The following is a 13,041-nucleotide window of genomic DNA, read 5'->3' on the forward strand; positions in this document are numbered from 1 at the left end:
TCGATATAAATGTTGCAGGCAGCCAATGCGCGTTGTCAATGACTTATGTATCGACTAGTATTTATCTCGCTTTCCCACCGGAGACCTGACATGGCACAAATGGGCCGCCCCCGCACCTTCGACCGCGAACGCGCCGTGGAACAGGCCCTGCACCTGTTCTGGCAGCATGGCTACGACGCCACCTCCCTGGCCCAGCTCAAGGCGGGTTTGGGCGGCGGGATCTCCGCGCCGAGTTTCTACGCGGCGTTCGGCTCCAAGGAGGCGTTGTTCGACGAGTGCGTAAAGCGCTACCTGGCGACCTACGCCCAGGTCACCGAATGCCTGTGGGACGAAAGCCTGCCCCCGCGCCAGGCCGTCGAAACCGCGCTGCGCCAATCGGCGCGCATGCAGTGTGAAGACGGGCACCCCAGGGGCTGCATGGTGGCGCTGGGCGTGATGAGTGCGCCCAGCCCGGAGAATGCGCGGGTGGCCGATGCACTGACCCAATCGCGCCTGCGTACGCGGGCCGGGATTGTGGCGTGCGTGGAGCGCGCGATTCGCTTGGGCCAGTTGCCCCAGCAGACCCAGCCAGCCGTGATGGCCAGTGTGTTTGACAGTTTTTTGCAGGGGGTATCGATCTTGGCGCGGGACAACGTGCCCCATGCCACCCTCGACGCGGCGATCAGCCAGTTGCTGATGAGCTGGGATGTTGCCGCGTCTATCGCACCGCCCAGTCCTCACAGCCCTGCAGCAAAAAAACCATAACCTACGAGCCGACTAGAACAGCAACCGCGAAAAATCGCAGCACGCCTGCGCCATCCGCGCCACGTCCTGGTTCAGGCCGAATTGCCGGTCCAGCCGGTGCAATGCCACATACTGGATACTCGGCAACTGCGGCTGCGTAATCAGCGCACGCAACGCCCCCTGCTCGATCAAGTGCGACAAACACGCCTTGGGCAAATAACTCACGCCGATCCCCGACAACGCCAACCCCACCTGCACCAGCAGGTTATGGCTGGTGAGGGTGCGCGGCATCTGCACATTGTGCGCGGCCAGCCAACGCTCGTAGATCAGGCCGGTGCCCGACTGCGAACCCTGGGTCAGCACGGTGTAATCGGCCAGCACTTCCAGGCTGACGGGGTCGGGATGGGGGATCAGGCCAGGCGCGCAGATCCAGGCGTTTTCCACGCTTTGCAGGACGGTGCTGTGGAAGCGCGGGTCGCTGTAGACGTCCGGCACAATCACCAGGTCGAGTTGGTCGCTTTCCAGCTTGCGAAACAGTTCGCTGCTCAGTTCCACCGACGGTTCGATCTGCACCTTGGGGTAGGCCTGGCGCAACGCTTCCACCAGCGCCGGCAGCCAGGTCAAGGCGGTGAGTTCGGTGACGCCGAGGCGAAAACGGCGCACCAGCACCTCGCGGGCGCTGACCCGTTCGAGCAGTTGGTCGCGGCTGTTGAGCAGGTCGCGGGCGTAGTCGAGCAGCTCACCGCCCTTCTCCGTCAGCCGGGCGTTGCGCTTGCTGCGGTCGAAAATCTCGACGTCGAAGGTGTCTTCCAGTTCCTGGATGCGCTTGGAGATGGCCGACTGAGACATGTTCAGCTTGTTCGCCGCTGCTTCGAAGCTGCCGAGTTCGGCGATCCAGTACAGCGCATCGATTTGCTTGAAGGTGATCATGGCGACCAAATCATGAAAAAAAGCGATGCTATCACATCATAAAATATCGCTAAAACTCTCCCGTCATCACTCCTAAGATCCGGCCATAGCCCATCGCTATCCAACAATTCTGGAGATTTGCCATGTCCTTGCCCGGTTCACGCATCCTTCCCAACGCGCCCATGGCGCCGGCCGAACTGGTCGAGGCGTTTGCCCATGTCGTCACCCCGCATATCAGCGACAACCTTGGCCGTCATATCGGCGCCCGTGGCCTGACCCGCTACAACCGCAGCGGCAAGCTGGTGGGCACGGCGATCACGGTCAAGACCCGCCCCGGTGACAACCTGCTGATCTACAAGGCCATGAGCCTGCTGCAACCCGGCCATGTGCTGGTGGTGGACGGCCAGGGCGACACCAACAACGCGGTGATCGGCGAGCTGATCAAGCTGTATGCCCAACAGCGCGGTTGCGTGGGGTTTGTGATCGACGGCGCGATTCGCGATGTCGCCAGCTTCGAGGACACCCCGTGCTACGCCCGCGCCGTGGTGCATACCGGCCCGTACAAGACCGGCCCCGGCGAAGTGAACGTGCCGGTGTCCATCGGCGGCATGGTGGTCAACCCCGGCGACCTGCTGGTGGGTGATGAAGACGGCCTGGTCGCGTTCTCCCAGGCCGACGCCGCCGAAGTGCTGCGCCGTGCAGCGCAACATGCCGAGCACGAAGAAGCGGTCAAGGCCGAAATTGCCAGCGGCGCGGTGCGCCAGAGCTGGATCGACAAGGCCCTCAACAACGCCGGCCTGGCGTGAAGGAGTCCGAGATGAGCACTGCATTTTTGTCGGACCGCGTCCTGGGCATCGCCCCCTCCCCCAGCATCGCCGCCAACGCCCTGGTCACCGAGTTGCGTGCCCAGGGCTGCGACATCGTCAACTTCACCGTGGGCGAACCGGACTTCGACACCCCGGCACACATTCTCGAGGCCGCCAGCCTGGCGATGCACAGCGGTGACACCCATTACACGGCCACCACCGGCACCCTCGCGCTGCGCCAGGCCATCTGCCTGAAACTACAGCGCGACAATGATCTGGTGTATGGCCTGGACGAAGTCGTCGCCGGCTGCGGTGGCAAGCACATCATTTATCACGCGCTGGCCGCCACCTTGAATCGCGGCGATGAAGTCATCGTGCACACGCCCTATTGGGTGTCGTACCCGGACATCGCACGGCTCAACGATGCCACGCCGGTGATCATCCCGGGCGATGAAAGCCTGGGTTTCAAGCTGTCGCCCGCCGCCCTCGAAGAAGCGATCACCCCACGCACCAAATGGGTGATCCTCAACAGCCCGAACAACCCCAGCGGCGCGGTCTACAGCGAAGCCGAGCTGCTGGCCCTGGCGCAGGTGTTGCGGGGCCATCCCCACGTGCTGGTCATGGCCGATGAGATCTACGAGCACTTCGTCTACGGCGACGCCCGGCATGTGCCGTTGACACGCCTGGCGCCCGACCTCAAGCCGCGCACGCTGATCGTCAACGGCGCGTCCAAGGGCTATGCGATGACCGGTTGGCGCCTGGGTTTTGGTGCCGGGCCGGCGTGGCTGATCGCGGCCATCGCCAAGTTGCTGTCACAGACCACCACCTGCCCCAGCTCAGTGAGCCAGGCCGCCGCCGTGGCTGCATTCGCCGGTGACCAGGCGCCTATTGCCGCGATGCGCGAAGAATACCGGCAGCGTCGCGCCCTGATGCTGGAGCGACTGGCGGGCATTCCCGGCCTGGGCCTCATCCCGCCCGATGGCGCGTTCTATGTGTTCGCCAACGTCAGCGGCCTGATGGGCAAGCTCACCCCCCAGGGTGATCGCCTCGACAGCGACACCCAACTGGTGGACTACCTGCTGCGCGACTACGGCCTGGCCACGGTCAGCGGCGCGGCCTACGGCATGTCGCCGTATGTGCGCCTGTCGTTCGCAAGCGCCCTGGACGTGATCGAAGAAGGGTGCCGTCGCCTCAAAGACGCATGCCACGACCTGCGCTGACGGCCACCCGCAACACCCGGCGACCAGCGGACGGCCGCCTTTTGACTGCCTAGAACAACAACTTAAAAATCATTGATCTCAAATGAGGCATTCCCATGCACACGCCCCGTATCGCGTTGGTCTGGCAAATCATGATCGGCTTGCTCGCCGGTATCGCCATTGGTGCCCTGCTGCACCGCTTTCCCGAATCCCGGCCGTGGCTGGTGGACAATCTCCTGCAACCGGCGGGCGATATCTTTATCAAGCTGATGAAAATGATCGTGGTGCCCATCGTGTTTGCCTGCATGGTGGTGGGCATTGCCGGGCACGGTGACGGCAAATCCCTGGGGCGTATCGGGGTGAAATCCCTTAGCTATTTTTTCTGCATCACCACCCTGGCGATCATCATCGGCCTGGTCATGGGTAACCTGCTCAAGCCCGGCGCCGGCACTGAACTGTCCAGCCTGCACGCGGCGAATATCACCCTGCCCACCAGCAACGGCGCCGGTCATAGCCTGGGGCAAATCATTGTCGGCATCATCCCCGACAACGTGGTCAACGCCATGGCCCAGGGCAGCCTGTTGTCGGTGCTGTTTTTTGCAGTGATGTTCGGCCTGGGCGTGGCGCGCTTGCCCGCCGAGCGCAAGGACCCGGTCATCGCGCTGTTGCGCGGCGTCAGCGACGCGATGTTCAAGGTCACCTCGATGATCATGGCCTACTCGCCCATCGGCGTGTTCGGCATGATCGCCGTGACCGTGGCCAACTTCGGCTTCAGCTCATTGCTGCCGCTGGCCAAGCTGATCATGGTCAGCTATGTGGCCATCGCGTTCTTTGTGCTGGTGGTGCTCAACCTGGTGGCGCGCGTGTGCGGGATCAACTTGTTCGCGCTGATACGCCATATCAAGGATGAACTGGTGCTGGCCTTCTCCACCGCCAGCTCGGCGGCGGTGATGCCGCAACTGATGAAAAAACTCGAAACCTACGGCGTACCCCCTTCGCTGGTGAGCTTTGTGGTGCCGGTGGGTTACTCGTTCAACCTCGACGGCGCTTCCCTGTTCCTCGGCATCGGCACCCTGTTCGTCGCGCAGTTGTACGGCATCGACCTGAGCCTGGGCGATCAGGCCTTGCTGGTGGTGACCATGGTGCTCACCTCCAAGGGCGCGGCCGGAGTACCGGGATTCATGTTCGTGATCCTCTCGGCCACCCTGGCCAGCGCGGGTTTGCCGCTGGAAGGCATCGCGTTTATCGCCGGGGTGTATCGCCTGATGGAGATGCCGACCACGGCGCTGAATGTGCTGGGCAATGCCTTGGCGCCGTTGGTGATTGCCAAGTGGGAGGGGCGTGAGAGGCGGGCGGGGCATGAGTCGAGTGGGAGAAATCTTCCCACGCTGTAATGTGAACGCTACGAATAAAGGCGCTCCGAAGAGCGCCTTTATTCATTCCAGCCTTACTGCTCGCTGATGGATTTCACCTCGGCCTTGGCTGCACCGCCAATCGCAATGCGCTTAGGCTTGGCTTCCTCCGGTACCACCCTGAGCAGGTCGATGCTCAGCAACCCGTTGGCGAGTTGTGCGCCCTGCACTTCAATGTGGTCGACCAGGCGGAACGACAAACGGAACGCGCGCTGGGCGATGCCCTGGTGCAGGTAGGTGATGCCCTCATCGTGTTCGCGCTTGCCGCCGGCGACGGTCAACACGCCTTTTTCCACCTGGATTTCCAGGTCATCCTCCACCAGGCCTGCCGCCGCGATGACGATCCGGTAGTGATCTTCACCGTGCTTTTCGACGTTGTGAGGTGGGTAGGTGGTACCGGCCTCGCTGCGAAGCGCCGATTCAAAAAGGTCATTGAAGCGGTCAAAGCCGACGGAATGACGGAACAGTGGGGCCAACGAAAGAGTAGTAGCCATTGCAAAATCTCCTGAGTTTTCTCCAAGTGATTTGACACGCGACCCGCATTCGGCATCGCGTAAAACCTAAGTAGGTTCAGGGGTAAAAATTTCAAGCGTCATCACAAAAAAATTTATCCAGTGCGCTGATCACCTGAAGACAGGCTGGCGCGACAGGGCCCACGCCCCCTCGATCAAGTAATCACTTGATGCCACATAGCTAAACGGCAATTGCTGACTAGACTTACGGTCGCACCGCACTGGCTATGGGAATCGCTGCATGAGTGAAACAAATGCACGAGCGGGGATGTTTTCCAGCCCGTGGCGACATAGAGAGTTGTTGTTTTCCATGGTCCAGCGGGAAGTGATTGGGCGTTATCGAGGCTCCATCATGGGGCTGTTGTGGTCGTTCCTTAACCCGCTATTCATGTTGCTGGTCTACACCTTTGTGTTCAGCGTGATGTTCAAGCTGCGCTGGCCCGCGGGCGACGGTTCGCGCACCGAGTTTGCGCTGCTGGTGTTTGCCGGCCTGCTGGTGTTCAACGTGTTCGCCGAATGCGTGGGACGTGCGCCGGGCCTGATCATCGCCAATGCCAACTACGTCAAGAAAGTCGTGTTCCCCCTGGAGATCCTGCCGTGGGTGGTGCTGGGCGCCGTGTTGTTCCATACCCTGGCCAGCCTGGTGATCTGGCTGGCCTTCCACCTGGTATTTTTCGGCTGGCCGCCCCTGACCAGTGTGTTGCTGCCCCTGGTGTTATTACCGCTGGCGCTCTTCACACTGGGAGTCACCTGGCTATTGGCAGCGCTGGGGGTTTACCTGCGTGATGTCGGCCAGGTGGTGGGCGTGCTGACCACGGCATTGATGTTTGTCTCGGCGATTTTTTACCCGACCAGCGCATTTCCGCCAGCCTACCAGGACATCCTTCACCTCAACCCGCTCACCCTGGTGGTCGAACAGGCCCGGGACGTGCTGTTCTGGGGCGTGGTACCGGACCCTTTCACCTGGGCCTGCGGCCTGCTGGTGGCCGGGGGTATCGCCTGGCTGGGGTTCACCTGGTTCCAGAAAACCCGCAAAGGATTTGCCGATGTGCTCTGACATCGCCGTACAAACGGCCCACCTGAGTAAGAGCTATCACATCTATGACACGCCCAGGGATCGCCTGTGGCAGCTGTTGTCTCGCGGGCAAAAGCAGTTCTATCGCGAGTTCTGGGCACTGCGTGACGTGTCGCTGCAACTGTGCAAGGGTGAAACGGTAGGGATCATCGGCCGCAACGGCAGCGGCAAATCTACGCTGCTGCAACTGATCTGCGGCACGCTCAGTGCCACCTCCGGCAGCATTCACAGCCATGGCCGCGTGGCGGCGTTGCTGGAGCTGGGCTCGGGGTTCAATCACGATTTCACCGGGCGTGAAAACGTCTATATGAACGGTGCCGTATTGGGGCTCAGTCACGCGGAAATCGACGCTCGTTTTGCCCAGATCACCGACTTTGCCAATATTGGCGACTTCATCGACCAACCCACCAAGACCTACTCGAGCGGGATGCTGGTACGCCTGGCCTTTGCCGTCGCGGTGTGCGTGGACCCCGACATCCTGATCGTCGATGAAGCCCTGGCAGTGGGCGACGCGTCCTTCCAGTTCAAGTGCCTCAATCGGCTGGAAGCACTCACACAGCAAGGCACGACGCTGCTGTTCGTGTCCCATGACATGGGCATGGTCAAACGCTTTTGCAATCGGGTGATTTACCTGCGCGAAGGCCAGGTGCGCGCCAGTGGCTCTCCCGAAGAAATGGCCGAACTCTACCTGCTGGAGATGCGTGACGAACAGCGTCGCTGGGCCAGCGGCGGCGCGGTGGCGGTCGCCCCCAAGGCGTTCCTTGCCCAACAGGCTGGCATCGCCTTTGGCACCGATGAGGGGCATATCGTTGCGGCCTGCTTTACCAACACGGACAGCCTGTATTCGAGTTTTGTGTATGGCGAGACCATCCAACTGCGCATCGAAACCCGGGTACGCGACAGCATCGAGCTGCCGACCCTCAGCGTGACGATCCAGGAGGCGCGGCTGCTGGTGATCGGCGGTGCCAACCTGCCGCTGCACCTGGAGGCAGCGCACGACGGCTGGCGCAAGGCGACGCTCAACGTCCGATTCCCCGCCAGCCTTGCGGCGGGCAAGTACCACATCACGCTGAAACTGATGAACGGCCACCTCGAAGAGACCGCGCAGCTCATCGAGAAGCAGGTCGCGCTGCTGGCGTTCGACACCTTGCCGGGCACCCGGGAATTCCTTGGGTTCGTCGATCTGGGAATAGAGGCCGGTCCTGCCCCTCACACGAGTGAACCGGGGGGGGTGCAATGAGCCGAGAGTGGCAGGTCGGGATCTTCGGCACATTCGATGTCGCCAACTATGGCGACTTGCTGTTTCCCATCCTCGCTGAGGCGGAATTGACCCGGCGCCTGGGCACGATAACGCTGCACCGGTTTTCCTATCACGGGAAAACGCCGCCCGAATGGCCGTACGAGGTCACCTCGCTGACCCGTTTGCCGGACATCGCCGGTCAGTTGGATGGGGTGTTGATCGGCGGTGGTTTCATTGTGCGTTTCGACAAGCTGGTGGCCAGCGGTTATTACCCCCCGGATGCCGCCATTCACCACCCTACCGGCTACTGGCTGACGCCCGCGCTGATTGCGCTGCAACATGGCATCCCGTTGATCTGGAATGCGCCGGGCATGCATTGCAACGACATCCCGTCGTGGGCCGCACCGCTGGTGCAACTGACCCTCGAACACAGCCCGCACATCAGGGTACGCGATGCGCTGTCCCAAGCGGCCCTGGCCCAACTGTCGCCGACGGCCCAGGTCGAGGTGCTTCCCGACACGGCCTTTGGCCTGCCACGCCTGCTCGATCCTCAATCGCCTTCTGCCCCGTTCCTGGAGCTGTGCAGCAGCGCCGGCCTGAGCCAACCCTATCTGGTGGTGCATGCAATGTGGGGGTTGGACAGCTTCCTGCAGCTGTGGCGAACCCATGCCGGGCAGTTCGAGGACGTGCAACTGCTGCTGCTGCCCATAGGGCCGGTACTGGGTGATCATGAATCCGTACTGGGCGACGGCCTTGCGCGCGCGCGTTGCCTGCCCTTCTGGCCAGAGCCCCTGCTGCTGGCAGAACTGCTCGCCCATGCCGAAGGGGTGATCGGGCACAGCTACCACCTGGCGATCAGTGCACTGGCCTTTGGTGTGCCGATCTTCTGCTCGGCGGACCTGGGCACCGGCAAATACACCGCGCTGCCGAGCCACGGGCGAATATTCCAATTACGCCGGGACCAGCCGATTGATCCGCAGTGGTTTCGCGCACAGTTGGGCAAGCAGCCGGTGTCCCAGGTGACCGCCAACGCGATGGTACAGATCGACGCACACTGGGACCGCGTGGCCGAGTTGATACGCGCAGGTCGCAGGCCCACGCAGCCCGCGCTCAATCGCTACTGGCAAGCCTTGCCGGGTGTTCTCGAAGACCTGCACTCACACCTCGAAAGCCAGGCCGCCGAGCGCCAACACGAACGCGAGCAACATCAACAGGCACTGGAAACGCTGTACCGCTCCAACTCGTTCAAGCTGACGGCGCCGTTGCGCCATCTGCGCCGAACCCTGAACAAATGGCTGGGAGCCCTTCGACATGATTGACCTGAACAAACTGACGGCCCACCGCCTGCAGACCGTGCCTTTTTCCTGGGCGCAAATCGGTGCGCTCTACACCCCCGACGATGCCAAGGCGCTGGCCGAAACCTACCCGCACGACCACTTCAAGACGGTCTCCGGCTACGGCGGGGCCAAGGACTACGAATACGAGGCGCGGCAATTGATCGCCATGGGCAGCCACGAGGTGGTCAACCCACAAGCCTTGAGCCCACGATGGCTGGCACTGGCCCACAGCCTCTGTTCACCGCAATACCGCCAGGCCATCTCCGCGCTGACCGGGGTGGACGTGACTAAGGTTCCCATGGAAGCCAACCTGTTCCACTACGGCCCGGGGGCCAACCTCGGGCCGCACCCGGACCTGGATGACAAACTGGTCACGCACATTTTGTACTTCAATCAGACCTGGGACCCTGCCGACGGCGGCTGCCTGCAGATCCTCGGTTCTGCCAGGCCCACCGATATCGTCGCGCAAGTGACACCCGAGGTCGGAAACTCGGCGATTCTGGTGCGCGCCGACAACTCCTGGCATGCGGTTTCACGGGTTGTCGAGGGTTGCCGTTCTTCCAGGCGCAGCGTGACAGTGACGTTCTACCGCCCCGGCGCTACCAGCTCGATGTGGCCGCCCAACGACCCGACACCTCTGCACACTTACGGCGAACAGCACAACACCACGTTTTCGTGAAGGACCGCACCATGGACAAGGACAATCCGGCCACGCTGGAGCGCGATGCGGCCATCAGGGAACGAGACGCGGCGCTGGCTTACATCGCCATGTTGAAAAATACCCGTTCGTGGCGGATCACCAAGCCCTTACGGGCGCTGCTGCATTGGTTGAGGTATCGGTCATCCCACACCGACGCCGACATCCCCGACTTTCTGCACGGGCAATATCTGCCGTTGCGCACGGCGTTGAAAAACCCGCTGTCGCCATCGGCGGATTTATCGCCACCAGAGGCGCGCTTCGACATTCTCTGCTTCGCCAATATCGACTGGGCCGCCCGCTTCCAGCGCCCCCAGCAGTTGATGAGCCAGTTCGCCCGTCACGGCTACCGCGTGTTCTACATCGTGCCTTCCCGCAGCGCCGAGCCTGGCCTGGCTTACAGCACCTTGGAAGTGGCGCCCGGGGTATTCGAGGTGACATTGCAGCGCGACGAGTTCGTGGACTGCTACACCCAGCGCATGTCGGAAAAACACCTGCAAACCTACGCCAAGGCAATTGATGCGCTGGCCAAGGATTGGCGCATAAAAACCGCAGTCAGTGTGGTGCACCTGGCGTTCTGGGCGGCGCTCGCGCATCGCTTGCGCGACGCCCACGGCTGGAAAATCCAGTACGACTGCATGGATGACTGGGTGGGCTTTCCGGGGATCGGCGAGACGTTGCTGGAGGAAGAACACACCCTGGTCCGAGACGCCGACCTGGTGACGGTCACCGCCGCGCTGCTGCAGGAAAAATGGGCCGCGATGAGCCGCAATTGCCTGTTGCTGCGCAATGGCGTGGATGTCGAGTTCTTCGAGCAAAATTGTGTGCCCAACCCCTTGATGGCGGAGATCGAGCGGCCGCTGATCGGCTTCTACGGAGCCCTGGCCGAATGGGTCGATCTGCCCTTGATCGCGAGCATCGCCCGGCTGCGGCCGGACTGGAACGTTGTGTTGATCGGCGACATTTTCGTCAAGGACCTGGCCGGGCTGGACCGCCTGCCCAATGTGCATCTACTCGGCAGGAAGCCCTATGCACAGATGCCGTTGTACCTCTACCACTTCAATGTCTGCCTGATCCCGTTTCGCCTGTATAACGTGACCCATGCGGTCGACCCGGTGAAGTTCTACGAATTCATCAGCGCGGGCAAACCGGTAGTGTCGGTGCCACTGGAAGAAATGCAGATCTACGCGGATTTCGTGTATTTCGCCAGTGAACCGCAGGCCTTCATCGAGCAGATCGAGCGCGCCCTGAACGAAACCGATACCCAGGCCGCTACCCGGCGCGTGGCACTCGCCAGCGCCAATGACTGGCGTCACCGCTTCGACGCCAACCTCAGTGCGCTGAAGTCCTTGCACCCGAAAGTGTCGATCGTGATCGTTACCTACAACAACGTCGAACTGACCCAGGGCTGTATCCAAAGTCTGTTGCGCAACACCACATACCCCGACTACGAGCTGATCATTGTCGACAATGCGTCCTCGGACGACACGCGCAATTACCTGCGTTACCTGGGCCGCACCCAAGCAAACGTCACCCTGGTGCTCAATGACCGCAACCTGGGCTTCGCCGCCGCGAATAACCAGGGGCTGCGCCTGGCGACCGGGGAATACCTGGTGCTGCTCAACAACGATACGGTGGTGCCCAAGGGCTGGGTCGATCCGTTGCTGCGCCACCTGCAAGACCCACAGATCGGCCTCGTCGGCCCGATGACCAACTCGGTAGGCAACGAAGCGAAAGTGCTCGTCGACTACGTCGGCCTCGAACACATGGAAGCCTTCGCCGATCAGCACGTCGCGCGGCATCGTGGTCGCAGCTTCGATATCAGCATGCTCGCCATGTTCTGCGTGGCCATGCGCCGCGAGGTGCTGGAACGCATCGGTTGGCTGGATGAGGCGTTCGGCATCGGCATGTTCGAAGACGATGACTATAGCCGGCGCATCCAGGCGGCCGGCCTGAGGACCGTGTGCGCCGAGGATGCCTTCATCCACCACTACGGGCAGGCGTCCTTCAAGAAGCTGATCGCCAGCGGCGAGTATCAAGCGCTGTGGGACAAGAACCAGGCGTACTTTGAAAGCAAATGGGGCACATGGACGCGCCCTGAACCGCAGCGCAAATCGGGTAGCCCTTGACCAACCAAAGGAAGACACCGTGCTCAAGCGAATCATGAACAAACTCAACGGTAAGCGCGAAGGGATCGGCGCCGACAAGCAAGTCACGGCGGATCACTGGTCAGAAAACATGGCCGGCTCCGACGCCTTTTCTGCGGATGTCTATTGGCTGGCGGTACCGACCGTGCAACGCCGTCATCAGCACAAGGCAACGGCGGGCAGCGGCCATCCGGGCTGGGTGCAGTACTGCCTGAAGGAGTTTCTCGGCAACCCGGCGCCAGGCACACGGATGCTGAGCATCGGCTGCGGCACCGGCACCCTGGAGCGCGAACTCTACAGGCTCAAGGCGTTCGAGCACTGTGACGGAGTGGATATAGCGCCTGCCGCCCTCGAGGTGGCCAGAGCCGAGGCGCTGGCGATGGGCGCGTCGACGATCCAGTACGCCCTGTGTGATATCGAACGCACTGACCTGCCGGGCAATCACTACGACGCGGTCTGGTTCAATGGCTCACTGCACCATATCCGCGAGCTGGAAGTGGTCTGCCAGCGGGTTCGCCATAGCCTGAAACCCGGCGGCTGGCTGTTTTTCAATGAATATGTCGGGGCCAATCACTTTGCCTTTGATGCCCAGCAACGCGCGGCCATCAGCCATGCGTTCGGCTTGATTCCCGCGCATTTGCGCCGCTCATTCGTGAAGGGTTCATACGGCCAGGTTCAACAGGTCGTGCCTCTGCCCGACCCCGCCGAGGTGGTGAAAGTCGATCCCTCGGAAGCCGTGCGTTCGGCAGATATTCTGCAGGTGGTACAGGAGCACTTTGATGTACGTGCGCTGAACCTCTGCGGCGGTTCGCTGCTGCAGTTTCTGCTGCACGGCATCGCCGGCAACTTCACCCCCGACAACCCGCAGTCCCTCAGGGTACTGCAGATGTTGTTCGACATCGAAGACGGGCTGATCGAGTCGGGCACGTTGAAAAGCGACTTTGTGGTGGTCGCCGCATCGCCGAGAACGTCCGGATGAGGTCG

General features: G+C 61.9%; 12 protein-coding genes. 10 read left to right on the forward strand and 2 right to left on the reverse strand.

What is annotated here, in order from left to right:
- Positions 1-90 precede the first annotated feature (90 nt).
- Complete coding sequence (locus BB029_RS19540; protein ID WP_065940450.1) at positions 91-744, forward strand: TetR/AcrR family transcriptional regulator; 654 nt, start codon at positions 91-93, stop codon at positions 742-744.
- Between the two features lie 12 nt (positions 745-756).
- Here the strand turns inward: BB029_RS19540 and BB029_RS19545 are convergent, their stop codons facing one another.
- A complete protein-coding gene (locus BB029_RS19545; protein ID WP_065940451.1) occupies positions 757-1,653 on the reverse strand; it encodes a LysR family transcriptional regulator in 897 nt (298 codons plus the stop codon).
- Positions 1,654-1,775: 122 nt separating this feature from the next.
- Here BB029_RS19545 and BB029_RS19550 point away from each other — a divergent pair, with 122 nt between their 5' ends.
- The 3 genes from BB029_RS19550 to BB029_RS19560 all read left to right on the forward strand — a co-directional run bounded on the left by BB029_RS19550 (position 1,776) and on the right by BB029_RS19560 (position 5,031).
- Positions 1,776-2,438, forward strand: a complete 663-nt coding sequence (locus tag BB029_RS19550) for an RraA family protein (RefSeq protein ID WP_065940452.1) — start codon at positions 1,776-1,778, stop codon at positions 2,436-2,438.
- A gap of 11 nt (positions 2,439-2,449) precedes the next feature.
- On the forward strand, positions 2,450-3,658 hold the full coding sequence (locus BB029_RS19555) for a pyridoxal phosphate-dependent aminotransferase (RefSeq protein WP_065940453.1): 1,209 nt from the start codon (positions 2,450-2,452) through the stop codon (positions 3,656-3,658).
- A gap of 95 nt (positions 3,659-3,753) precedes the next feature.
- Complete coding sequence (locus tag BB029_RS19560) at positions 3,754-5,031, forward strand: cation:dicarboxylate symporter family transporter (protein WP_065940454.1); 1,278 nt, start codon at positions 3,754-3,756, stop codon at positions 5,029-5,031.
- A 53-nt stretch (positions 5,032-5,084) separates the two neighbouring features.
- On the opposite strand, the gene BB029_RS19565 is transcribed toward BB029_RS19560, so the two are convergent.
- Positions 5,085-5,543, reverse strand: a complete 459-nt coding sequence (locus BB029_RS19565) for an Hsp20 family protein (RefSeq protein WP_027603994.1) — start codon at positions 5,541-5,543, stop codon at positions 5,085-5,087.
- A gap of 259 nt (positions 5,544-5,802) precedes the next feature.
- On the opposite strand from BB029_RS19565, the gene BB029_RS19570 reads away from it, so the two are divergent.
- Genes BB029_RS19570 through BB029_RS19595 form a run of 6 tightly spaced genes read left to right on the forward strand, consistent with a single transcriptional unit; the run spans position 5,803 to position 13,036 of the window.
- Positions 5,803-6,618 carry an ABC transporter permease gene (locus BB029_RS19570; RefSeq protein ID WP_065940455.1) on the forward strand — a complete coding sequence of 272 codons (816 nt, stop codon included), beginning with the start codon at positions 5,803-5,805 and terminating at the stop codon, positions 6,616-6,618.
- Complete coding sequence (locus BB029_RS19575; protein ID WP_065940456.1) at positions 6,608-7,876, forward strand: ABC transporter ATP-binding protein; 1,269 nt, start codon at positions 6,608-6,610, stop codon at positions 7,874-7,876. Before BB029_RS19570 ends, BB029_RS19575 begins: the two co-directional genes overlap by 11 nt.
- A complete protein-coding gene (locus BB029_RS19580) occupies positions 7,873-9,195 on the forward strand; it encodes a polysaccharide pyruvyl transferase family protein (protein ID WP_065940457.1) in 1,323 nt (440 codons plus the stop codon). Before BB029_RS19575 ends, BB029_RS19580 begins: the two co-directional genes overlap by 4 nt.
- Complete coding sequence (locus BB029_RS19585; protein WP_065940458.1) at positions 9,188-9,892, forward strand: 2OG-Fe(II) oxygenase family protein; 705 nt, start codon at positions 9,188-9,190, stop codon at positions 9,890-9,892. Before BB029_RS19580 ends, BB029_RS19585 begins: the two co-directional genes overlap by 8 nt.
- An 11-nt stretch (positions 9,893-9,903) precedes the next feature.
- The gene (locus BB029_RS19590; protein WP_065940459.1) at positions 9,904-12,039 is read left to right on the forward strand and encodes a glycosyltransferase; all 2,136 of its coding nucleotides are present in this window, start codon (positions 9,904-9,906) and stop codon (positions 12,037-12,039) included.
- Between the two features lie 19 nt (positions 12,040-12,058).
- A complete protein-coding gene (locus tag BB029_RS19595) occupies positions 12,059-13,036 on the forward strand; it encodes a class I SAM-dependent methyltransferase (RefSeq protein WP_256558400.1) in 978 nt (325 codons plus the stop codon).
- The last annotated feature ends 5 nt before the right edge of the window (positions 13,037-13,041 follow it).

This window comes from Pseudomonas sp. S3E12 (genome assembly GCF_001702295.1).
Lineage (GTDB): Bacteria > Pseudomonadota > Gammaproteobacteria > Pseudomonadales > Pseudomonadaceae > Aquipseudomonas > Aquipseudomonas marginalis.

Excerpts from the sequence above, each read along its gene's own strand:
- BB029_RS19540 (WP_065940450.1), top strand. The coding sequence starts at position 91 with ATGGCACAAATGGGCCGCCCCCGCACCTTCGACCGCGAACGCGCCGTG.
- BB029_RS19545 (WP_065940451.1), bottom strand. The coding sequence starts at position 1,653 with ATGATCACCTTCAAGCAAATCGATGCGCTGTACTGGATCGCCGAACTC.
- BB029_RS19550 (WP_065940452.1), top strand. The coding sequence starts at position 1,776 with ATGTCCTTGCCCGGTTCACGCATCCTTCCCAACGCGCCCATGGCGCCG.
- BB029_RS19555 (WP_065940453.1), top strand. The coding sequence starts at position 2,450 with ATGAGCACTGCATTTTTGTCGGACCGCGTCCTGGGCATCGCCCCCTCC.
- BB029_RS19560 (WP_065940454.1), top strand. The coding sequence starts at position 3,754 with ATGCACACGCCCCGTATCGCGTTGGTCTGGCAAATCATGATCGGCTTG.
- BB029_RS19565 (WP_027603994.1), bottom strand. The coding sequence starts at position 5,543 with ATGGCTACTACTCTTTCGTTGGCCCCACTGTTCCGTCATTCCGTCGGC.
- BB029_RS19570 (WP_065940455.1), top strand. The coding sequence starts at position 5,803 with ATGAGTGAAACAAATGCACGAGCGGGGATGTTTTCCAGCCCGTGGCGA.
- BB029_RS19575 (WP_065940456.1), top strand. The coding sequence starts at position 6,608 with ATGTGCTCTGACATCGCCGTACAAACGGCCCACCTGAGTAAGAGCTAT.
- BB029_RS19580 (WP_065940457.1), top strand. The coding sequence starts at position 7,873 with ATGAGCCGAGAGTGGCAGGTCGGGATCTTCGGCACATTCGATGTCGCC.
- BB029_RS19585 (WP_065940458.1), top strand. The coding sequence starts at position 9,188 with ATGATTGACCTGAACAAACTGACGGCCCACCGCCTGCAGACCGTGCCT.
- BB029_RS19590 (WP_065940459.1), top strand. The coding sequence starts at position 9,904 with ATGGACAAGGACAATCCGGCCACGCTGGAGCGCGATGCGGCCATCAGG.